General features: G+C 77.4%; 22 protein-coding genes. 12 read left to right on the forward strand and 10 right to left on the reverse strand.

All coding sequences use genetic code 11. The features are described from left to right. Positions 1-51 precede the first annotated feature (51 nt). On the reverse strand, positions 52-729 hold the full coding sequence (locus tag D0Z06_RS11690) for a response regulator (protein ID WP_117377548.1): 678 nt from the start codon (positions 727-729) through the stop codon (positions 52-54). A gap of 63 nt (positions 730-792) precedes the next feature. Here D0Z06_RS11690 and D0Z06_RS11695 point away from each other — a divergent pair, with 63 nt between their 5' ends. The 3 genes from D0Z06_RS11695 (at position 793) to D0Z06_RS11705 (ending at position 2,874) form a co-directional block, all read left to right on the forward strand. Continuing rightward, the gene (locus D0Z06_RS11695) at positions 793-1,512 is read left to right on the forward strand and encodes a sensor histidine kinase (RefSeq protein WP_117377549.1); all 720 of its coding nucleotides are present in this window, start codon (positions 793-795) and stop codon (positions 1,510-1,512) included. A 184-nt stretch (positions 1,513-1,696) separates the two neighbouring features. Further along, positions 1,697-2,557 (forward strand): manganese catalase, encoded by an 861-nt coding sequence (locus D0Z06_RS11700; RefSeq protein ID WP_117377550.1) that lies wholly within the window; start codon positions 1,697-1,699, stop codon positions 2,555-2,557. Between the two features lie 92 nt (positions 2,558-2,649). After that, the gene (locus tag D0Z06_RS11705; RefSeq protein WP_117377551.1) at positions 2,650-2,874 is read left to right on the forward strand and encodes a hypothetical protein; all 225 of its coding nucleotides are present in this window, start codon (positions 2,650-2,652) and stop codon (positions 2,872-2,874) included. A 236-nt stretch (positions 2,875-3,110) separates the two neighbouring features. On the opposite strand, the gene D0Z06_RS11710 is transcribed toward D0Z06_RS11705, so the two are convergent. Then, positions 3,111-4,724 carry a solute symporter family protein gene (locus tag D0Z06_RS11710; RefSeq protein ID WP_117377552.1) on the reverse strand — a complete coding sequence of 538 codons (1,614 nt, stop codon included), beginning with the start codon at positions 4,722-4,724 and terminating at the stop codon, positions 3,111-3,113. Continuing rightward, the gene (locus D0Z06_RS11715; RefSeq protein ID WP_199522260.1) at positions 4,717-5,130 is read right to left on the reverse strand and encodes a DUF485 domain-containing protein; all 414 of its coding nucleotides are present in this window, start codon (positions 5,128-5,130) and stop codon (positions 4,717-4,719) included. The genes D0Z06_RS11710 and D0Z06_RS11715 overlap by 8 nt, the downstream gene beginning before the upstream one ends. 157 nt (positions 5,131-5,287) lie before the next feature. On the opposite strand from D0Z06_RS11715, the gene D0Z06_RS11720 reads away from it, so the two are divergent. The 3 genes from D0Z06_RS11720 (at position 5,288) to D0Z06_RS11730 (ending at position 8,507) form a co-directional block, all read left to right on the forward strand. Continuing rightward, entirely contained in the window at positions 5,288-6,595 is a 1,308-nt protein-coding gene (locus D0Z06_RS11720; protein WP_117377554.1) for a Rieske 2Fe-2S domain-containing protein, read from the forward strand. 95 nt (positions 6,596-6,690) lie between these two features. After that, positions 6,691-7,257: a copper chaperone PCu(A)C gene (locus D0Z06_RS11725; protein ID WP_117377555.1), complete on the forward strand. Its 567-nt coding sequence runs from the start codon at positions 6,691-6,693 to the stop codon at positions 7,255-7,257. 32 nt (positions 7,258-7,289) lie between these two features. Beyond that, positions 7,290-8,507: an MBL fold metallo-hydrolase gene (locus D0Z06_RS11730; RefSeq protein ID WP_233517614.1), complete on the forward strand. Its 1,218-nt coding sequence runs from the start codon at positions 7,290-7,292 to the stop codon at positions 8,505-8,507. A gap of 67 nt (positions 8,508-8,574) precedes the next feature. Here the strand turns inward: D0Z06_RS11730 and D0Z06_RS11735 are convergent, their stop codons facing one another. Both D0Z06_RS11735 and D0Z06_RS11740 read right to left on the reverse strand, forming a co-directional pair. Beyond that, positions 8,575-9,222, reverse strand: coding sequence for an HAD family hydrolase (locus D0Z06_RS11735; protein WP_233517615.1), 648 nt, complete (start codon positions 9,220-9,222; stop codon positions 8,575-8,577). Between the two features lie 93 nt (positions 9,223-9,315). Then, on the reverse strand, positions 9,316-10,170 hold the full coding sequence (locus D0Z06_RS11740; protein WP_117377557.1) for an Fpg/Nei family DNA glycosylase: 855 nt from the start codon (positions 10,168-10,170) through the stop codon (positions 9,316-9,318). Between the two features lie 133 nt (positions 10,171-10,303). On the opposite strand from D0Z06_RS11740, the gene D0Z06_RS11745 reads away from it, so the two are divergent. Next, positions 10,304-11,512: an amidohydrolase family protein gene (locus tag D0Z06_RS11745; RefSeq protein WP_158579960.1), complete on the forward strand. Its 1,209-nt coding sequence runs from the start codon at positions 10,304-10,306 to the stop codon at positions 11,510-11,512. Between the two features lie 120 nt (positions 11,513-11,632). Continuing rightward, positions 11,633-12,304: a zinc metalloprotease gene (locus tag D0Z06_RS11750; protein ID WP_147332029.1), complete on the forward strand. Its 672-nt coding sequence runs from the start codon at positions 11,633-11,635 to the stop codon at positions 12,302-12,304. Positions 12,305-12,355: 51 nt separating this feature from the next. Here the strand turns inward: D0Z06_RS11750 and D0Z06_RS11755 are convergent, their stop codons facing one another. The 5 genes from D0Z06_RS11755 to D0Z06_RS11775 form a co-directional block, all read right to left on the reverse strand. Then, entirely contained in the window at positions 12,356-13,867 is a 1,512-nt protein-coding gene (locus D0Z06_RS11755; protein WP_117377560.1) for an NAD-dependent malic enzyme, read from the reverse strand. 73 nt (positions 13,868-13,940) lie between these two features. Continuing rightward, a complete protein-coding gene (locus D0Z06_RS11760) occupies positions 13,941-14,381 on the reverse strand; it encodes an SRPBCC domain-containing protein (protein ID WP_117377561.1) in 441 nt (146 codons plus the stop codon). Between the two features lie 10 nt (positions 14,382-14,391). Then, complete coding sequence (locus D0Z06_RS11765; protein ID WP_147332030.1) at positions 14,392-15,204, reverse strand: class I SAM-dependent methyltransferase; 813 nt, start codon at positions 15,202-15,204, stop codon at positions 14,392-14,394. A 41-nt stretch (positions 15,205-15,245) separates the two neighbouring features. Continuing rightward, entirely contained in the window at positions 15,246-16,088 is an 843-nt protein-coding gene (locus D0Z06_RS11770; RefSeq protein ID WP_117377563.1) for a tryptophan-rich sensory protein, read from the reverse strand. Next, positions 16,085-16,588, reverse strand: a complete 504-nt coding sequence (locus tag D0Z06_RS11775; protein ID WP_117377564.1) for a DUF309 domain-containing protein — start codon at positions 16,586-16,588, stop codon at positions 16,085-16,087. The genes D0Z06_RS11770 and D0Z06_RS11775 overlap by 4 nt, the downstream gene beginning before the upstream one ends. Before the next feature lie 165 nt (positions 16,589-16,753). On the opposite strand from D0Z06_RS11775, the gene egtA reads away from it, so the two are divergent. Genes egtA through egtD form a run of 4 tightly spaced genes read left to right on the forward strand, consistent with a single transcriptional unit; the run spans position 16,754 to position 21,028 of the window. Further along, positions 16,754-18,019 carry an ergothioneine biosynthesis glutamate--cysteine ligase EgtA gene (gene egtA, locus D0Z06_RS11780; protein WP_117377565.1) on the forward strand — a complete coding sequence of 422 codons (1,266 nt, stop codon included), beginning with the start codon at positions 16,754-16,756 and terminating at the stop codon, positions 18,017-18,019. Beyond that, a complete protein-coding gene (egtB, locus tag D0Z06_RS11785; RefSeq protein WP_117377566.1) occupies positions 18,016-19,335 on the forward strand; it encodes an ergothioneine biosynthesis protein EgtB in 1,320 nt (439 codons plus the stop codon). The genes egtA and egtB overlap by 4 nt, the downstream gene beginning before the upstream one ends. 3 nt (positions 19,336-19,338) lie before the next feature. Next, positions 19,339-20,031 (forward strand): ergothioneine biosynthesis protein EgtC, encoded by a 693-nt coding sequence (gene egtC, locus D0Z06_RS11790; protein WP_117377567.1) that lies wholly within the window; start codon positions 19,339-19,341, stop codon positions 20,029-20,031. A 28-nt stretch (positions 20,032-20,059) separates the two neighbouring features. Then, positions 20,060-21,028 (forward strand): L-histidine N(alpha)-methyltransferase, encoded by a 969-nt coding sequence (gene egtD / locus D0Z06_RS11795; protein WP_117377568.1) that lies wholly within the window; start codon positions 20,060-20,062, stop codon positions 21,026-21,028. Positions 21,029-21,201 lie beyond the last annotated feature (173 nt).

Consider the following 21,201-nt stretch of genomic DNA (forward strand, 5'->3'; position numbering starts at 1 on the left):
GCCCGGGTAGCGGGGCGGACGATGGGTGACGCACCGGTTCCGGTTCGGCGGTCACCCATGCCCGTCGCCGAGGTGCACCCGCCCGGCCAGGGCGGCGGCCTCGACCCGCGTGGAGACGCCCAGCGAGCGGAGCAGCGCCGCGACCATCCGCTTGGTGGTGCGCTCGGAGACGTGCAGCGTGGTGGCGATCTCCACGGTGCTCACCCCGTCGGCGACCAGCCGCCACAGCCGGCGCTCCTCGGCGCTCAGCCGGTCGGCGACCGCCTGGCCCCCGGCCGGCGCGGCGTCGTCGAGCAGCTGCCGCAGCAGCGCCTCGGGGAGCACCGACCAGCCGTCGAGGACGGCCAGCAGCGGGCGCACCAGCGCCTCGGGGTCGGAGGTCTTGGGCAGGAAGCCCGACGCACCGGCGCGCAGGGCCTCCAGGGCGGCGGCGGGCTCGGCCAGCCCCGACAGCGCGACCACGCGGGCCAGCGGGTCGGCGCGGCGGATCGCGGCGATGGCCCGCGTCCCGCCCGGCGGCGGCATGTGCAGGTCCACCACTGCGACGTCGGCGTGCTGGCGGCGCACGAGCGCGGCCGCCGCGGCCGCGTCGTCCGTCGTCCCCACGACGCGCACCCGCCCGTCGCTCACCTCGGGCAGCAGGAGCGCCAGCCCGCGGGTGAACAGCGGGTGGTCGTCCACCAGCAGGACGTCGACCTCGGGTCGGCGCCGGAGCCCGGCGTCGGTCACGGGTTCCCCCTCGTCGGTCAGCCCGGGCCGGCGTCGCTGACCGACCCGCCCCCGGAGGTGCCCATGACCCTGGTCGCCAACCCCCTGTCCCCCGCCGACCGCGCGCACCTGCTCGCCGACCTCGGCGCGCTGCTGCACCGGCGGCTGCGCCGCGCCCCGCGGCGGACCCCGCCGACACCGGAGGACGCCGTCGTCCGGGCGCTGTGCCACGACATGCGCAGCCCGCTGGCCTCGCTGGAGTCCCTCCTCGCCGCCCTCGGGCGCCCGGGGCTGCCCGCGGCCGAGGTGCTGGACCTCGCCCGCGCGCAGGCCGCCCACCTCTCCTCGATGCTGCGCACCGCGGCTGCCACCGGCGGCGCCCCGCCCCGGCACACCGACCGCCGGCTCGGGGACGTCGTCCGGACGGCGGTGGCCGGCAGCGGGCTGCCGGCCGGGCAGCTCGCCGTCGAGGTGCGCGGCTGCGCCGGGGACGTGCGGGTCGGTGACGCGCGGGTGCAGCGGATCCTCACCAACCTCCTGGAGAACGCGCACCGGCACGGCGACGGCGCCCCCGTGCGGCTGCTGGTGCGGTGCCGGCCCGGCTGGGTGGACCTCGCGCTCACCCAGGCGGTGGCCCGGCCCGAGCGGGTCGTGGGGCACCTGCGCACCGACGTCCCCCCGGCCGACCTCACCGGCCTCGGGCTGTGGTCGGTGCAGCGGCAGGCCCGGGAGCTCGGGGGCCGCGTGGTGTGGGACGACGACGGCGCCGCCCTGACGCTCACCGTGCAGCTCCCCGACCGCTGACCGATGAAGGACCCCGTCCTCCTCACCACCCGCAGGCTCGCGGCGAGCCTCTGGACGGGGCCGCGCCGCTCCGCCCGGAGGTTGGCACCGGTGGGCCAGCGGGCGGCACGGGCGGGCCAGCGGGCGCGGGCACCTCCCCCCTGCCACCACAGCGGTGGTGCCACGACGACGCAGGGAGAGCGCTGTGTTCACCCACACCCAGGCACTGCAGTACGAGGCCAAGCCGGACGGTCCGGACCCCGCCTTCGCCCGCCGGATGCAGGAGATCCTCGGCGGCCAGTGGGGCGAGATGACCGTCGCCACCCAGTACCTGCTGCAGGGCTGGAACTGCCGGCTGCCCGGCAAGTACAAGGACATGCTCCTGGCCATCGGCACCGAGGAGCTGGCGCACGTCGAGATGATCGTCACGATGATCGACCGGCTGCTCGACCACCAGCCGCTCAAGCCCGACGCCGCCGACCGGTCCAAGGAGGCCGCCGCCGGCTTCGGCAACACCAACCCGCAGCACGCCATCGTCAACGGGGGCGGTGCCTACTTCCGGGACAGCATGGGCCTGCCCTGGAGCGGCGGGTACGTGACGGCCAGCGGCAACCTCATGGCCGACTTCCACTACAACGCCACCGCCGAGATGCAGGGCCGGCTGCAGGTCGCCCGGCTCTACAACATGACCGACGACCCCGGGGTCAAGGACATGCTCCGGTTCCTCATCGCCCGCGACCACATGCACCAGAACCAGTGGCTGGCGGCGATCGAGGAGCTGAAGGACGACGGGCTGGAGGGCCTCCCGGTCCCCGAGGCCTTCCCGTTCGACGAGGAGCCGGGCGACTACGGCCGGGCGTTCATCCAGGCCTCGGACGGGGCCGAGGCGGCGGCCGGGGGCTGGGCGCGGGGCCCCATGCCCGACGGCAAGGGCGAGTTCACCGCCCGGGCGATCGAGGCGACCGGCGACGCGCCGGTGCTGGCCCCGGGCGACCCGCGGCTGTACGGCACGCCGCAGACCGAGGCGCACGGCCTGCTGCAGAAGGCCAAGGACATGCTCACCTGAGCCGACCGCTCCCCGCGCCGTCGCCGCGCCGGGGGCCGGGCCCACCGCGGTCCGGCTCCCGGCCGGCGCAGCGCCTCCCCCGGAGGTCCCCGATGCACGTCCCGCTCCCCGCGGTGCTCCTCACGGTCCTCTACGCCACCGCGGTCGCCGTGGCGGTCGCCGGCGGGCACGCCCCGGCCGGCGCCGTCGTCCTCGCCGGGCTGGTCGCCCGCTGGGTGGTCCGCAGCCGCCGCAGCGGGCAGCCGGCCCGGCGGCCGGCCGTCGCCGTCCCCGAGCCGGCCCGCGCACTCACCGCCGACCCGGCCCGGGCGGCCTGACCCCGGCCGGCCGGCCCGCGTCCCGGCCCGCCCGCGTCGTCGTCCTGGCTCACGCCTGCGGGTCCTGGCTCAGCACCGGTGGTGAGCCAGGACCCCCGGGGATCAGGTCACCTGATCCTCGGACGACGAACCTGCACGCACGAGGCCGTGGTGCTGGCACGGCCCCCGTCCGGGGTTCCGCCGGCGGCCTCCCTGCAGGGTCCCGCCGCGAGCGGTGGGGGCAGGGAGGTCCTCTCTCAGTGCTGGACGGCCTTCTCCGCCCCGATGCCGGTGAGGGCCCGGACCTCCAGCTCGGCCCACTTCTCCTCGTTCGGCCGCTCCTTGGTGAGCACGGTGCCCAGCCAGCCGAGCAGGAACGACAGCGGGATCGACACGAGCCCGGGGTTGCGCAGCGGGAACCAGGCGAAGTCGACGCCGGGGAACATCGACGTCTCGGCGCCCGACACGACCGGCGAGAAGAGGATCAGGCCGACGCAGGCGATGAGCCCGCCGTAGATCGACCACAGCGCACCCTGGGTGGTGAAGCGCTTCCAGAACAGGGTGTAGAGGATCGTCGGCAGGTTCGCCGAGGCGGCCACCGCGAAGGCCAGCGCCACGAGGAAGGCGATGTTGAGCCCGGCCCGCAGGGCGAAGATGCCCAGCAGGATCGCCACGCCACCGATGACCACCGCGGTGATGCGGGCGACCCGGACCTCCCCGTTCGGCGGGACGTCGCCCTTCTTGATCACCGAGGCGTACACGTCGTGGGCGAAGGAGGCCGACGCGGTGATCGTCAGCCCGGCGACGACGGCGAGGATCGTGGCGAACGCGACGCCGGCGATGATGCCGAGCAGCACGGTGCCGCCGAGCTCGAAGGCCAGCAGCGGCGCCGCCGAGTTGACCGCACCCGGGGCGGCGGCGATCCGCTCGGCCCCGACCAGCGCGCCGGCGCCGTAGCCGATGACCAGGCTGAACAGGTAGAAGATGCCGATCAGCCAGATCGCCCAGACCACCGACGTCCGCGCGGCCTTGGCCGTGGGCACGGTGTAGAAGCGCATGAGCACGTGCGGCAGGCCGGCGGTGCCCAGGACCAGGGCCAGCGCCAGGCTGATGAAGTCCAGCCGGGTGGTGTCGCTGAGGCCGTACTGGGCGCCGGGCCGCAGCACCGCGTCCGTCCCGACCTCGGCCGCGCCGCCGAGCAGGGCGGAGAGGTTGAACCCGTACTGCGCGAGCACCCAGATCGTCATGACGCCCGCGCCGGCGATGAGCAGGGTGGCCTTGATGACCTGCACCCAGGTGGTGCCGCGCATGCCGCCGACGAGCACGTAGAAGATCATGAGCGCCCCGACGAGGACGACGACCACGGCCTCCGCGACCGCGCCGCTGACACCGAGCAGCAGGGCCACCAGGCCGCCGGCGCCGGCCATCTGGGCCAGCAGGTAGAACAGCGACACGGCCAGGGTGGAGATCGCCGCGGCGGTGCGCACCGGCCCCTGGCGCATCCGGAAGGCCAGGACGTCGGCCATCGTGAACCGGGCGGTGTTGCGCATCAGCTCGGCGACCAGCAGCAGCGCCACCAGCCAGGCGACGAGGAACCCGATGGAGTACAGGAAGCCGTCGTAGCCGTAGATGGCGATGGCGCCGGCGATGCCGAGGAACGAGGCGGCGGACAGGTAGTCGCCGGCGATGGCCAGGCCGTTCTGCTGGCCGGTGATGCTGCGGCCGGCGGCGTAGTAGTCGGCGGCGCTCTTGTTGTTCCGGCTGGCCCGGAAGGTGATCGCGAGGGTGATCAGGACGAACGCCCCGAAGATCGCGATGTTGAGGGCCGGCTCGCCGATGGTGGCGCTCTCGGCGGCGAGGACGTCAGTCACGGGTGGACCTCTTCCGGGTGGAGACCCCGTGGTCGGGGGCGCGGTCGTGACCCCCGTGACCGGGGGCGTAGTCGTGCGCCTCGAGGCGTTCGCGCATCTCGTCGGCGATCGGGTCGGTGCGGCGGTTGGCGTGCGCGACGTACAGGTGGGTGATGGCGAAGGTCGACACGAACTGGCCGAGGCCGAGCAGGACCCCGACGTTGACGTTGCCGAACACGTCGGTCGCCATGAAGTCCGGCGCGTAGGTCGAGAGCAGGACGTAGAGCAGGTACCAGGCGAGGAACGCCACGGTCATGGGGAAGGCGAAACGCCGGAAGCGCGCCCGGAGCTCGGCGAACTCGGGTGAGGCCTGCGCCTGGCGGTACTCCTCGGGTGTCAGCAGCCTGCGTTCGGCCGGTGGTGTCACGGTGTGCCCCCTGTCGTCTGGCGGTCGCCGCATCCGGTGACCGCGGTCACTCTAGGGACCTGTCGACCCGGCCGTCTGCGCTTCGGTACCGATTCGTGTCGCGCGACCTTTCGTCGCCGGTAACCGGGTGGGAACGCGGGCGCGCTGCACTGGGGGCATGCCGCAGGAGACGACGGGCTGGTACCCGGTGGCGCGTGCCGCCGAGGTGGGGACGCGACCGGTCCCGGTGGGGGCGGCGGGCCGGGCGTACGTCGTGGTCCGGCTGCGCCCGGGGGCGGAGGTGAGCGCGTTCCCCGCCCGCTGCCCGCACCGGCTGGTCCCGCTGGCGGCGGCGAGCGTGGTGGACGGCCGCCTGCAGTGCGCCCACCACGGCTGGCGGTTCGACGCCGACGGCCGCTGCGTGCACATCCCCTCCCTCGGCCCGGAGGGGACGCCGCCGCCCCGGGCCGACCTGGCGGTGCCGTGGGCGGTGGAGGAGCGGCACGGCTGGGTCTGGCTCGCCCCCGAGCGCACCGCCGGCCCGGTGCCCCCGCGGCCGTCCGGCAGGGCCCCCGACCCGGCTGCGGAGCCGGCACCCGAGCCGCCGGGGCCGTCGGGCCCGGTGCTCGGCAACCTGCACCCGGCCCTCGAGCACGCCTGGCACCCGGTGGCGCCGGCGAGCGAGCTGCGCCCGGGCGGGTGGCTGCAGGTGCGGCTGCTCGGCCGCACGTGGACCGTGCGGCGCGCGGACGGCGGCCTGGCCGCCGAACCGTCGCCGTGGGGGGTCCGCGAGCGGCTGGGCCTGGTGTGGCTGGCCCCGGCCGAGCCCTCCGACGTCCCCCTGGAGGTACCCGAGGACGGCGACCGGCGGTTCGTCGGCACCTGGCTGCCGCCCGTGCGCTCCCCCGGCCCGGCCGGGCCGCTGGCCGACACCTTCCTCGACGTCGCGCACGCGCCGTTCGTGCACCGCGACATCGGCGGGTCGCCGGAGGCCGCGGGGATCCCCGCGTTCGCCGTCACCGCGGAGGACGGCGGCTTCCGCGCCGCGCTGGAGCGGCCCTACGAGACCCCGCACCACCCCGGGGGCCTCCCGGGCCCGCCGGTCCGGCGCCGGGCGGCCTACACCTACCGGGCGCCGTTCCAGCTGGCGCTGCGGCTGGACTCCGCGGAGAGCGGTGCGGTCACCACCGTCCTGTGCTTCCTGCAGCCGGAGGACGCCGACTCGACCCGCGTCCACACCCGGATGCTGGTCTCCGCGGGACCCGGCGCCCGGCTGCCGTGGCCGGACGACGTCGCCCGGGAGGTCGCCCTCCAGCGCCGGGTGCTCGCCGAGGACCTCGCCCTGCAGGCCCTGCTGCCCGCCGCCGGCCTGCCCCTCGCCCCGGGGGAGGAGGTGCACGTGCGCGCCGACCGCCCCGGGGTGGCGCTGCGGCAGGCGCTGGGCGACTTCGCCGTGCGGGTCCGCGACCTTCCCCGGGCGGCCTGACCGGCGCCGTGTTGCGGAACGGTGACGGCGGGCTTCCGGCCGGGCACGCACGGGTAGCCGGAGCGGGTACCTGGACGCGACGTACTGGAGACGCCATGCCCGCCCCCCGGCCCCTGCGCCGACGCCAGCTGATCCCCGCCGTCCTGCTCGCCGGCGCCGCGGCCCTGACCGGGTGCGGTGACGACGCGGACAACCCGGCGCAGGACGACCAGGCCGAGGTGGTGGGCGGGAACCCGCAGCCCGACGAGCAGGTCACCACCAGCGTCTCGGTCAACTCGCTGCAGCTGGCCTACCCGGAGGACGGGCTGGTCGAGGCGGGCAGCGACGTCCAGCTCTACGCGGCGCTGGCCAACAACGGCACCAGCGACGACCAGCTCCTCGACGTGACCGGGTCCGGTTTCGAGGACGCCCGGCTGGTCGCACCGGACGGCAGCGAGGGCGCGATCCCGGTGCCGTCGAACAACACGGCCTACCTCGAGCCTGAGGGTCCGCCGTCGGTCACCCTGCTCGGCGTCGCGGAGGACCTGCGCTCCTCGCAGTCGGTCGAGGTCACCTTCGTCTTCGAGGACGCCGGCGAGGTGACGATGGAGGCCATGGTCGCCGCCGACCCGCCCGGCGAGGGGGAGTTCGACACCCCGCAGGACCCGACCACGGACAACTGACCGGGACCGCCCCGGCTGGGATGCTGGCGGGCGTGCCGTCCGCCCCTGCCCGCCGCACCGCGTTCGCCCTCGCCGCCACCCTCGCCGGTCCCGCCGTCTGGCTGGCCCGCGCCGCCTGGGGCCTGCCCACCGCGCTGGGCGCCAGCCGGCGCGAGATCCGGCCCTGGGCCGCGGGCTCGCCGCAGTTCTCCGAGGGCCGGTTCCACAACCGGGTGGCCACCCCGGCGCTGCCGCCGGCCAGCGCCCGGCGGGGCCTGCTGCGGCAGATGCACGAGGAGCGGCACACCGGCCTGCCCGCCCGGCCGGTGCCGCTGGTGCGCCCGGAACCGCCGGCCGAGGCCGGGGATCTGGCGGTCACCTGGTACGGGCACTCGTCGGCCCTGCTGGAGGTCGACGGCCGCCGCGTGCTGGTCGACCCGGTCTGGGGGAGCCGGGTGTCGCCGTCCCCGCTGATCGGGCCCACCCGGCTGCACCCGGTGCCCGGCCCGCTGGAGGAGCTCCCCCCGGTCGACGCCGTCCTCGTCTCGCACGACCACTACGACCACCTGGACCTGCCCACGGTGCGCCGGCTGCTGCGCACGCAGACGGCGCCGTTCCTCGTGCCGGTCGGCATCGGGGCGCACCTGCGCGGCTGGGGCGTGCCCGAGGAGCGGGTCGTCGAGCTGGACTGGGAGCAGTCGGCGGAGGTCGCGGGGCTCACCGTGACCTGCACCGAGGCCCGGCACTTCTCCGGGCGGTTCCTGACCCGCGACACCACCCTGTGGTCGTCGTGGGTGGTGGCCGGGCCGCGCCACCGGGTCTTCTTCGGCGGGGACACCGGCTACACCCCGGGCTTCGCCGCCATCGGGGCGAGGCTGGGCCCCTTCGACCTCGCGCTGCTGCCCGTCGGGGCCTACAACGACGCGTGGAAGCACGTGCACATGGACCCCGAGGAGGCGGTGCGCGCGCACGGCGACCTGGGCGGGGACCTGCTCGTCCCGGTGCACTGGGCCACGTTCAACCTGGCCTTCCACCGCTGGGCCGAGCCGGTGCAGCGGCTGTGCGCGGCCGCCGAGCGCTCGGGGACCCGGGTGGCGGTGCCCCGGCCGGGCGAGCGGGTCGACGCGCTGGCCCCGCCCCCGGTGCGGGACTGGTGGAGCGCCGTCGGGTCGCTGGTCGACGAACCCGACGCCGCGGGGGACGCCGGGGTGGGCAGCTCCGTGGCCGCCCGCGCCGCGTCCTGGCTGCTGGCCCGCCGCCAGCTCGACTAAGAGGACCCCGTCCTCCTCCCCCCTCGCAGGCTCGGGGCGAGCCTCTGGACGCCGGCCGCGTGCCACCTCAGCCGAGCAGCTCCGCCACCTCCGCCAGGTCGGCGGCCTCGTGGGCCGGGACCGGCCCGTGCGGGTCGAGCCGGTGGCCGGGGCGGCGCAGGCGGACGACGTCCAGGCCGGCCTCGAGCGCGCCCCGCACGTCGCGCGCCGACGTCGCCACGTGCACCAGCCGGCCGCCGGCCCGCTCCCGGGCGCGCAGGTACAGCTCCGGGGCGGGCTTGTAGGCGCGCAGCCGCTCGGAGGTGAGCACGGCGCTGTCGTCGACGAGCGGCGCGACGCGGGTGCGGGCGAACACGGCGTCGTCGACGTTGGACAGGACGCCGACCCGGTACCGCTCCGCCAGCGCGGGCAGGCCCGCCGCGACGTCGGGCCACAGCGGCCAGTCCCCCACCGACGCGAGCAGCTCGGCGGTGTCGGCGGCCGCGTGGCGGCCGATCCCCGCCTCGGCGTACGCGGCGGCCAGGGCCCGGCGGCAGTGCTCGGCGAACGGGACCCAGACCGGCTCGTCGCGCTGGGAGGCCTTGTTCAGCGCGTCCCACCGGTCGTAGAGGGCCCCGCCGTCCGCCCCGGTGATGCGGGCCAGCGCCGCCGCGCCGCCGGCGCGGGAGTCGACGAGCGCGCTGAACAGGTCGACGGTGACCAGCGGGGGTGCCACGGCGCCCAGTGTGGCGGGCGCGGGCCGGCTCGCCGGTGCCGGTGGAGTGCCCGCTGCGAGGGTCCCCCGCACCGGGCACCCCGACCACCCCGCTCAGCGCAGCAGCTTCGACATCCGCCGGTCGGCCAGCGGCTTGCCGCCGGTCTGGCAGGTCGGGCAGTACTGCAGCGAGGTGTCGGCGAAGCTGACCTCCCGGACGGTGTCGCCGCACACCGGGCAGGGCAGCCCGGTGCGGGCGTGCACGCGCAGGCCCGAGCGCTTCTCGCTCTTCATCGTCGCCGCCTGCTGCCCGAGCTGGCGTTCGAGGGCGTCGGTGAGCGTGGCCCGCAGCGCCTCGTGGAGGCGGAGCACCTCGTCGTCGGTGAGCCGGCCCGCCGCCTTGAACGGGGACAGCCGCGCGGCGTGCAGGATCTCGTCGGAGTAGGCGTTCCCGATGCCGGCCAGCACGGTCTGGTCGGTGAGCGTGCCCTTCAGCTGCCCGGTGCGCCCCGCCAGGAGGGCGGCGAAGGTCTCCCGGTCCACGGCGAGCGCGTCCGGCCCCAGCCGGGCCACGCCGGGCACCTCCGCCGGCGACCGGACGACGTACACCGCCAGCCCCTTGCGGGTGCCCTGCTCGGTCAGGTCGAAGCCATTGCCGTCCTCCAGGTGCACCCGGACCGCCAGCGGCCCCTTCCCCGGCTTGGGCGGAGCGGCGGGGAGGCCGGTGCGCCAGTGCAGCCACCCGGCGCGGGCCAGGTGGAGGACGAGGTGCAGGCCGGAGACGTCGAGGTCGAGGAACTTGCCGTGCCGGGCGACCCCGCTGACCTCCAGCCCGGCGAGGGCGGGCAGCGGCGGGTCGTAGGTCTTGATCGCCTGGACGGCGGCCAGGTCGACCCGGGTGACCACCCGGCCCACGGCGTTCTCGCGCAGGAAGGCGGTCAGCGCCTCCACCTCGGGCAACTCGGGCACCCGGTCATGATCCCCCGCCGGTGCGCCCGCCGTCGTCCCCGAACGGGTGGTCCCGCGGCCGCGCGGGTGGACCGGCGACCTGGCACGGCGCGGACACCGGTGGCAGCGTGGGGCCGGGGTGGGGAGGGCTGCGGTGGGGAGCACACCGGCCGGCGTCCTGGTCGAGGGGGCCCGGGTCTTCGACGGGCACCGCGTGCTGCCCCCGACGACCGTCCTGGTGCTCGAGGGGCGGGTCGCCGCGCTCGGCGACCGGCTCGGGGCACCGGCAGGCCTGCCCGGGGTCCGGGCCGACGGCGCCACCCTGCTGCCCGGCCTGGTGGACGCGCACGTGCACCTGGCCCCCGGCGCGCTGCGGGCGGCCGTGCGCTTCGGCGTCACCACGGTGGTCGACATGTTCGCCGACCCCGCCGCCGCCCGGTCCGCCAAGGAGGAGGCGGCGGCGGACCCGTCGGCGGCCGACCTCCGCTCGGCGGGGTTCGGCGCCACGACCCCCGGCGGGCACCCCACCCGCCTGGTCGGCCAGGGCCTGCTCCCGCCGTTCCCGACGGTGGGCGGCCCGGACGAGGCGGCGGCCTTCGTGGCCGCGCGGGTAGCCGAGGGGTCGGACCACCTCAAGGTGGTGCTCGAGGACGGGACGACGACCGGCCGCCCCGTCCCCTGCCTGGACGCCGGCACCGTCCGGGCGCTCGTCCGCGCCGCGCACGACCGCGGGCTGCGGGTGGTCGCGCACACCCTGACCCGGGCCCACGCGCTGCTGGCGCTGGACGCGGGCGTGGACGGCCTCGCCCACCTGTTCCTGGACCAGCCGCCCTCCCCGGGGTTCGTCGAGGCCGCCGTCCGGTCCGGTGCCTTCGTCGTCCCCACCCTGACCTCGTTGGCGGCGCGGGCCGGGCACGCCCGCGGCCGGGACCTGGCCGCCGATCCCCGGATCGGGCACCTCCTGGACCCCCACGCGCGCGACCTGCTGGGGACGGCGTTCCCCGCCGCGCCGGGCGCGCGCGCCGACCTCTCCCACGCGACGGCGACCGCCGCCCGGCTGCACGAGGCCGGCGTCCCGCTGCTGGCCGGCACCGACGCCGCCAGCCCGGGCACCGCGCACGGGGCCAGCCTGCACGACGAGCTGGCGCTGCTCGTCGCGGCCGGGCTCTCCCCCGTCGCCGCCCTCGCCGCCGCGACCAGCGCACCGGCCGCCGCCTTCGGTCTGCCCGACCGGGGCCGGATCGCCCCGGGCCTGCGGGCCGACCTGCTCCTGGTCCGCGGCGAGCCGGGGCGGGAGGTCACCGGCACCCGGGCCGTCGAGCGCGTCTGGCGCGCCGGCCGGGAGGCGTTCGCCGCCGGGTAGCGGGCCCTTCGCACGGCAGGGCACTCGGCCCCTGACCGGAGCCCGCGCCGGCGGCTAGCGTCCGGGACCACCGGGGCGCGCCCCGCCGGGGACGGGCCCACCGCGGTCCAGGGGAACGTCATGCGCCGACGACCGGCCACCGTCGTGGAGGTGGCCCTCCTGGTGGCCCTGCTGTCCCCACCGGCGACCGCCGGTGCGCAGTTCCGGCCCAGCTGCTCGCTCCCGGAGTCGGACGCCGAGGCCCTCACCCTGCCCGGCGACCACCACCTGCCGGGCTACTGGTGGGACCACACCGATCTCACCGTCGGGATCCGCGCGCACGCGGGGGCGTCCGGCGCGGAGATCACGGCCCTCGAGGAGGCCGTCGGCACGTGGGCCGACGTGCTGGACCGGTGCTTCGACGGCGTCCTCACGCTCGACCCGGTGGCCGGCTCCGGGCCGGCGGACATCGTGGTCCACCTGGTGCCGCCGACCCGGGACGTCGTCCTCGGCGGGTTCGCCCGCTGCGGTGGACGGGGCTGCCCCGACGTCGTCGTCCTGGACCACGGCTCCCCCGCCCCCGCCTACCTGGGCCGGGTGGCGCTGCACGAGCTCGGCCACGCCCTCGGCCTGGGGCACCCCACCAACCTGCACCGGACCACCGACCTCATGGGCTACGGCTGGCCGTCCCGCGGGGCGCCGGTGCTCTCCGACTGCGACGTCGACGCGCTGGCCCACGTCTTCGCCTGGGCGCTGGAGGGCGGGGAGCCGGTGCCGCCCGGCCCGGGGCCGTACGACTGCTCGCAGGACTGACCACCGGCCACGGGACCGCCACCCCCCGACGGAGGGGGACGGGCGGGGGGCTCAGCCGGTCAGGCCGGTCCGGTCGGTGACCTGGGCGGTCGCCCCCGGCTCGGCCCGGGCCTGCTCGGCCACCGCGGCCGCGACGGCGTGCGTCACCGCGGGGTCGAAGACGCTCGGGATGATGTAGTTCGCGTTGAGCTGGTCGTCGCGGACCACCGCCGCGATCGCCTCGGCCGCCGCCAGCAGCATCCCGTCGCTGATCTCCGTGGCCCGGGCGTCGAGCAGGCCGCGGAAGACGCCGGGGAAGGCCAGCACGTTGTTGATCTGGTTCGGCAGGTCCGAGCGGCCGGAGGCGACGACGGCGGCGTGCTGCCGGGCGCGCACCGGGTCGACCTCGGGCGTGGGGTTGGCCATCGGGAAGACCACCGCGTCGTCGGCCATCCGCGCCAGCGCCTCGACCGGCAGCACGTTGCCGGCGCTGACGCCGATGAACACGTCGGCGCCCTCGAGCGCCTCGGGCAGCTCGCCGCGCGCGCACCCCGGGTTGGTGCGCCGCGCGAGGTCCAGCTTGGCCGGGGACAGCCGCTCGTCGTCCGGGGAGAGGATGCCCTCGCGGTCCCAGACCAGCACCTCGCGGGCACCGGCCTTCAGCACCAGGTGCACGATCGCCGTCCCGGCCGCGCCGCCGCCGGCGACGACGATCTTCACGTCCTCCAGGCGCTTGTCCACCACGCGCAGCGCGTTGCGGAGCGCGGCCAGCGCGACGATCGCCGTCCCGTGCTGGTCGTCGTGGAAGACCGGGATGTCGAGCTTCGCGCGCAGCCGGCGCTCGATCTCGAAGCAGCGCGGGGCGGCGATGTCCTCGAGGTTGATGCCGCCGAAGCCCGGGGCGAGCAGCTCGACGGTGCGCACGATCTCGTCGACGTCCTGGGTGTCGAGGGCGATCGGCCAGGCGTCGATGTCGGCGAACCGCTTGAACAGGACCGCCTTGCCCTCCATGACCGGCATCGCGGCCCCCGGGCCGATGTCGCCGAGGCCGAGCACGGCCGAGCCGTCGGTGACCACCGCGACGGTGTTGCCCTTGATGGTCAGCCGGCGGACGTCCTCGGGGTTCTGCGCCAGCGCCAGGCACACCCGCGCCACGCCGGGGGTGTAGGCCATCGACAGGTCGTCGCGGGTCTTCAGCGGGACCTTGGAGGCCACCTCGAGCTTGCCGCCGAGGTGCAGCAGGAAGGTCCGGTCGCTGACCTTGCGGACCCTCACGCCGGGGACGGCGCGCAGCGCGTCGACCATCTCCTCGGAGTGCGACGCGTCGGCGGCCGAGCAGGTGACGTCGACGGTGAGCCCGTCGGAGCGCGAGTCCACGACGTCGATCGCGGTCACCGCGCCGCCGGCGGAGCCGACCGCGGTGGCGATGCGGCCGATCGAGGCCGGGTCGCCGTCGGCGGTGAGCCGCACGGTGATCGAGTAGGACGCCGACGTCACCGGGCCGCGCTGCGGCGCGGTCGGCGGGGCCGGCTCGCCGACCGTGGTGTCGTCGGGGCTGCGGGGCGGGACGGTATCGGTGCTCATGGCGGGCCCCATCGTCCCATCGCGGGCCGGGCCGGGCGCGTTGCGGTCACAGTGGTCGACGCGGCGCCGCCGGTCACGTCGGCGGGCGGGAGACGCGGCCCTCGGCCCGGGCCTTGATCCCGGCGCAGAACTGCCGGAACGACGGGTTGAGGTCCGGGGTGGTGCGGTCGAGCAGGGCGGCCAGCGGCCCGGTGTGGTCCTCCCGGACGGTGAGCACCGTGCCGCCGTCGTCCTGCGCGTCCAGCCGGTAGGTGCGGTCGATGCCCGCCATCCCCAGCGGCAGGCCGGCCTGCCAGCGCATCACCTCGGCCGGGCGCAGCTCGGTGACGGTGACGGTGAAGGGCTTGGCCCGCACCATCGTCGCCACCAGGGTCAGCCGCTCGCCGAGCGCGACCCGCCCCTCGACCCGGTCGACCCCGGAGTTCCAGTCCCGCCAGCTGCCGACGTCGACCAGCAGGGCCCACACCTCCTCCGGGGCGGCGTCGATCCGGGTGGCCGCCTCGTAGCTCCTCATCGCTGTCCCCTCATCCGGCGCGCACGGCGGTGACCTGTAGGTAGGTGTTGGGCACCACGATGCCGCCTCCACCCCCTCGCGTGCACCTCGCCCACAGGTCGGTGAACTCGGTCTCGAGACGGGTGCGGCCGGCCTGGTCCAGCCGCTCCCAGGCCACGTGCACCGGGCCGAACCAGTCGCGGTAGCGCTGCCACTGGGCCGCCACGGACGGCGCGGTCAGGTCGACCGTGCGCTCGGTGAACCGGACGGCGGTGACCTCGTCGCGGCCGAGCAGGCCGGTCACGCCCTCGGGCGTCCCCCAGCGCAGCGGCTCGCCGGGCGCCTCCTGCGGCGCGTGCCGGGCGACGAGCTCGAGCAGCCGCCCGCCCGGCGCCTCGGGGCGCCAGGCGGTCAGGCCCAGGCGGCCGCCGGGCCGCAGCACCCGCAGCAGCTCCCGGGCGGCCAGCTCCGCGTCGGCGGCGAAGACCACGCCGAAGGTCGAGACGACCACGTCGAAGGAGGCGTCGGGGAACGGCAGCGCGCAGGCGTCGGCGACCTCGGTGGCCACCTGCAGGCCCTCCAGCTCGGCCCGCCGGCCGGCCAGCTCCAGCAGCTCGGGCACCAGGTCGCTGCAGACGACGTCGGCGTCGCGGCGGGCCGCGGCCAGGGCGGTGTTCCCCGTGCCGGCGCCGACGTCGAGCAGCCGGTCCCCGGGGCGCACGGCGAGGTCGACCACCAGTTGCTCGCTGGCCGGCAGCAGCCGGACGCCGACCCGCTGGTAGTCGCCCGCCGCCCAGACCTCGCGGAGCCGGTCGGCGGCGGTCCTCGTCGAGGGGGCAGCCATGGCGAGCAGTGTGCTCCCGGTCACAGCCGTCCGGAAGCCCGTCAGCCGACCAGCAGGGCCGTCCGGCCGCGCGGCCGGGCCGGCCCGCCCGCGGGGCGGCCCACCCGGCCGAGCCCGGCCGAGCGGAGCGCCAGCGCGGCCACGACGACGCCGGCCGCCGCCAGCGCGGCGACCACGACCGGCAGCGGCGGCCCGGCGACCGCGACCGCGACCAGCCCCCAGGCCGCCGCGGCGGCGAGCGGGCCGGCGGCGACCTGCGCGGTGAGCACGAGGACCGCGACGACGCCGGCCACGGCCACCAGCGCGGCGACCGCCCACGCGCGCGCGGCGGCGCCTTCCGCCGGTGCGCCCAGCGCCACGCCGGCGCTGGCCACCTGGACGGTCATCGCCAGCGCCACCCACCCCAGGAGCAGGCCGGTCACCGCCGACGGCAGCACCCGGGCCGCGCCCGAGGTGGGCAGCCGCTGCAGGCGGGCCCAGGCGGTGGCGGCGGCCAGCACGATGGCGGCCAGCAGCACCGCGGGCAGCACCGGCCAGCGCTCTCCGACCAGGGGGAACAGCACCTCCCACACGGCGTTCCCGGCGAAGGCGGCCGCCAGCGGCCACCCGGTCGCGCGGTGCACCTCCCGGCCGCGCTGGCCGGGGAGGGCCTGCCAGACGGCCCACGCCAGGGCCCCGGCGAAGAGGACACCCCAGATGGAGAAGGCGTAGCCGGCCGGGGTGATCAGCGAGCGGGTCGCGTCGCTCACCTCGCCGACGCTGCGACCCGCCAGCGCCGTGCCCAGGGGGCTGCCCACGACCTGCGCGACCGCGGCCGCCACCACGGCGCCCGCCCGCAGGCCGTCCGCCCGCCCCGTGCCGTCGCTCCTGGCTGGCTGGCTCATCCCCGTCCGCTACCCAGCCGGGGCGGCGCTGCACGCGGGAGCCGGCCCGCGGCCGCCTCCGCCGCGGCCTGCCGGGCCCAGGCGGCCAGCCCGGGAACGTCGATGCCGTGCGGCGGGTCGGCGGCGTAGCCGGCGACGTTGCCGGCCCCGCGGTCGAGCAGCGTGGCGGCCCCCCGGGCGTTGCCGCGCGCGGCGTGGGTCAGCCCGACCGCCAGCTGCGCCAGGCCCCGCCAGAGCTGCCGCTCGGCCTCGGGGGCGGTCTTCCAGGCGTCCTCCAGCACCTCGTGCGCGTGGAAGGGACGGCCGGCGTCGAGCAGCCGCTGCGCCTCGGCCAGCGCGACCGCCGGCGTGCGGAGTACCCCCTCGGGTGCGCGCTCGACCCCCGCGGCGCCGTGCGGCAGCGGCCGGCCCAGCGCGTCGCGCGGCCGGGCGTTGCGGGCCCGGCCCTCGGCGTCGCGGTCGCGGTCGGGGGCCCGGTCGCGGTCGGCAGGAGCGTCCACCGGGTGATCCTCGCGCGCCGGTAGGTGCGCGTCATTCCGGACGGGATGCGTCCTGTCGGCAGGTGCGGGCACGATGGGTGGTGAGGACGGCCGGCACGATCGGGCCGCCCCCGCACCGACCCGCGGTCGACGTCGACCGGTCCGGACCTGGAGGGGGTGGGGCCCGTGGCCCCGGTGATCGAGGAGCGCGCGGCCGCGCTGGACCGGGACGAGGCCGTCGCCCGCTGCATGGCGGCCGCGCTGCGTCCCGGGCCGGTCGGCGCGGTGGGGCTGGAGCTCGAGGCGCACCTGGTGGACCGCGACGCCCCGGCGGCGCGGGTGCCGTGGGCACGGGTGGCCCGCGCGGTCGCCGGACTGCCGCCGCTGCCGGGCGGCAGCCGGGTCACCCTGGAGCCCGGGGGGCAGGTGGAGCTCTCCGGTCCGCCGCTGCCCGACGCGGCCGCCGCGGTCGCCGCGCTCCGCCGCGACCGCGACGCCCTCGCCGGCGCGCTGGCCACCGACCGGCTGGCGCTGGCCCCGTGCGGGGCGGACCCGCTGCGGCCGCCGGCCCGGGTCAACCCGGCCGCGCGCTACGCCGCGATGGAGGAGCACTTCGCCGCGGTGGGCTGCGCCGCGGCGGGGACGGCGATGATGAGCTCGACCGCCTCGCTGCAGGTGAACCTGGAGGCCGGCCCCTGCGGCGGGTGGAGCGAGCGGGTGTCGCTGGCCCACCAGCTGGGCCCGGTGCTGGTGGCGGTGTCGGCCTGCTCCCCGCTGCTGGCCGGGCGCGCGACCGGCTGGGCGTCGACCCGGCAGCGGGTGTGGGGCGACCTCGACCAGGCGCGCTGCGGCCCCCTGCTCGGCGGCGCCGACCCGGCGTCCGAGTGGGCCGGGTACGCCCTCGCCGCGCCGGTGATGCTGGTCCGCGACGGGCCCACCGGGCGGTCCGAGCCCGTGCGGTCGCGGGTGCGCTTCGCCGACTGGGTGACCGGGGCGGTCCCGCTCGGCGGGCGCCGCCCGACCGCCGCCGACCTCGACTACCACCTCACCACCCTCTTCCCGCCCGTGCGGCTGCGCGGCTTCCTGGAGATCCGCTACCTCGACGCCGCCCCGGAGCCCTGGTGGCCGGCCCTGGCCGCGCTCACCGCCGTGCTGCTCGACGAGCCGGCCGCGGCCGGGCGGGCGGCCGAGGCCACGGCACCGGTCGCCGGCGCCTGGGACCGCGCGGCCGCCCGCGGGCTCGCCGACCCCGCGCTGCACGCCGCGGCCCGGGCCTGCCTGGCCGCCGCGGTGGACACCGCCCCCGCCGCCCTGCGCCCCGACCTCACCGCGCTGGCCGACGCCGTCGACCGCGGCTCCTGCCCCGGCGACGAGCTGCGCGCCGCCGCGCGCGCCGGCGGGCCGGCCGCCGCCCTGCTGACCGCCACCCGCACCCCGGAGGACGACCGATGACGCTGCAGGAGCACCTGGCCGGGGAGCTCGCCGCCGCCCGGGCGCGCACGCTGCTGCTCACCGACCACGACGAGCCCGAGCTGCTCCGCCAGCACACCCCGCTGCTGTCCCCGCTGGTCTGGGACCTCGCGCACGTCGGCCAGCAGGAGGACCTCTGGCTGCTGCGCGGCGGGAACGCGGCCTGCCGGGGGCTGCTGCCCCCGGACGTGGAGGCCCTCTACGACGCGTTCACCCACCCGCGGGCGCAGCGCGCCCGGCTGCCGCTGCTGCCGCCGGTGGAGGCCCGCGCCTTCTGCGCCGAGGTGCGCGGCCGGGTGCTCGACCGGCTCGAGCGGCTCGGCCGGGACGACGACGGCGACCCCTTCCCCTTCGCGATGGTGGTCAGCCACGAGCAGCAGCACGACGAGACGATGCTGCAGGCCCTCGGCGTCCGCACCGGCCCGCCGCTGCTGGGCACCGGCAGCCCGCTGCCCCCGGGCCGCCCGGGCGTGGCCGGCACCGCGGTGGCCGTGGCGGGCGGCGAGTTCGTGCTCGGCGCGGACGCCGCCGACGAGCCGTTCTCGCTGGACAACGAGCGGCCCGCCCACCGCGTGCACGTGCCGGCCTACCGCCTCGGCCGGGTCCCGGTCACCAATGCCGAGTACGCCGCCTTCGTGGCCGACGGCGGGTACGACCAGCCGCGGTGGTGGTCGCCGCGGGGCTGGGCGCACCGGGTCGAGGCAGGGCTGGAGCGGCCGCAGTTCTGGGGCACCGACGGCAGCCGCACCCGCTTCGGCGTCGTCGAGGAGCTCCCCCCGGACGAACCGGTCCAGCACGTCACCGCCTTCGAGGCGGAGGCGTACGCCGCCTGGGCCGGCGGCACCGGCGCCGCCCCTGCCGGCGCGCGGCTGCCCACCGAGGCGGAGTGGGAGAAGGCCGCCGTCTGGGACCCGGCGACCGGCCGCCGCCGGCGGTTCCCGTGGGGCGACTCCGAGCCGACGCCGGCGCTGGCCAACCTGGGCGGCGCGGCGCTGCGCCCGGCACCGGTGGGCGCCTACCCGGCCGGCGCCTCCCCCTGCGGCGCCGAGCAGCTGCTGGGCGACGTGTGGGAGTGGACCTCCTCGGACCTCACCCCCTGGCCCGGCTTCCGCCCCATGCTCTACGCCGACTACTCCGCGCCGTTCTTCGGCGGTGGCTACCGGGTGCTGCGCGGTGGCTCCTGGGCGGTGGGGCCCTCGATCCTGCGGCCGAGCTTCCGCAACTGGGACCACCCGTTCCGCCGGCAGGTCTTCGCCGGGTTCCGGCTGGCCTGGTCGGCCGACGAGCCGGGCGCCTGAGCCGTGTGCCGCCACCTCGGCTGGCTCGGCCGACCCCGCTCGCTGGCCTCGCTGGTGCTCGAGCCGCCGTCCTCGCTGCTCGTGCAGTCCTGGGCGCCGCGCCGGCAGCGGTACGGCACGGTGAACGCCGACGGCTGGGGGGTCGGGTTCTTCACCCCCGGCCGGCCCGGGCCGGCCCGCTGGCGCTCGGCGCGGCCGCTGTGGGCCGAGCCGTCGTTCGCCTCGGTGGCGCCCGTGCTGGCCTCGGGCTGCGTGGTCGCCGCCGTCCGCTCGGCGACGGTCGGCATGCCGCTGGAGGAGAGCGCGGCGGCGCCGTTCACCGACGGCCGGTGGCTGCTGTCGCACAACGGCCGGGTGGAGCGCGGCGCCCTCCCGCCGGTGCGGGACGCCGAGTCGACGGTGGACAGCGCCCTGCTGGCCGCCCTCGTCTTCGACCGGGGCCTCGACGCCCTGGGGGCGACGGTGCGGGAGGTGGCCGCCGCCGACCCCGCGGCCCGGCTCAACCTGCTGGCCGCCGACGGCACCCGGCTGCTGGCCACCACGTGGGGGGACACCCTCTCGGCCCTGGTCACCGCCGAGGGGACGGCCCTGGCCAGCGAGCCGTGGGACGACGACCCGGCGTGGGCCGACCTCCCCGACCGGTCGCTGGTCGAGGTCACCCCCGACGGGCTGACCGTGACCGCGCTGACCTCCTGAGCCCCGCACGCCCGAGACGAGGAGCCCCGTGACGATCTCGCTGACCTCCCACCTCGCACCCGGTGACGCGGCCGCGGCGCTGCGCGCCGATGCGCTCGCCGGGCTGACCGCCACGCCGAAGTCGCTGCCGCCCCGGTGGTTCTACGACGCGCGCGGCAGCGAGCTGTTCGACGAGATCACCCGGCTGCCCGAGTACTACCCGACGCGGGCCGAGCGCGCGGTGCTGGAGGCGCGGGCCGGGGAGGTCGCCGTCCTCTCGGGGGCCGACGTGCTCGTCGAGCTCGGCAGCGGGACGTCGGAGAAGACCCGCCTGCTGCTCAGCGCGCTGCGCGCGGCGGGCACGCTGCGCCGGTTCGTGCCGTGCGACGTCGACCCGTCGGTGCTGCGGGCCGCGGGCGAGGCCCTGACCCGGGAGTACCCCGGCGTCGAGGTCCGGGCGGTGGTCGGCGACTTCACCCGGCACCTCGGCGAGCTGCCGCGCGAGGGGCGCCGGCTGGTCGCCTTCCTCGGGTCGACGATCGGCAACCTCGAACCCGGACCGCGGGCGGCGTTCCTCGCCGAGCTGGCCGGCACGCTGTCCCCCGGCGACTCGTTCCTGCTCGGCACCGACCTGGTCAAGGACACCGGCCGCCTGGTGCGCGCCTACGACGACGCGGCGGGGGTGACCGCCGCCTTCAACCGCAACGTGCTGGCGGTGCTCAACCGGGAGCTGCACGCCGGGTTCGACCCGGCGACCTTCGACCACGTGGCGCTGTGGGACCCGGCGGAGGAGTGGATCGAGATGCGGCTGCGCTCCCGGGTGGCCCAGGTGGTGCGGGTGGCCGACCTGGACCTCGACGTCCCCTTCGCCGCCGGGGAGGAGATGCGCACCGAGGTGTCGGCGAAGTTCCGCCGGGAGCGGGTCGAGGCGGAGCTCGCCGCGGCCGGGCTGCGGACGCTGGCCTGGTGGACCGACCCCGGCGGCGACTTCGCGGTCTCCCTCTCGGTCCCCGCCTGAGAAAGGACCCTCCTGCCCCCCACCGCTCGCACGCTCGCGGCGGGCCCCTGCAGGAGGGCCGCCCGTCCTCCCCACCCCTCGCACGCTCGGGGTGGTGCCCGGGACGGGGCCGCGGCGGGCCCCTGCAGGAGGGCCGCCCGTCCTCCCCACCCCTCACAGGCTCGGGGCGAGCC

The sequence above is a fragment of the Geodermatophilus marinus genome (assembly GCF_003428645.1).
In the GTDB taxonomy this organism is placed as follows: Bacteria; Actinomycetota; Actinomycetes; order Mycobacteriales; family Geodermatophilaceae; genus Geodermatophilus.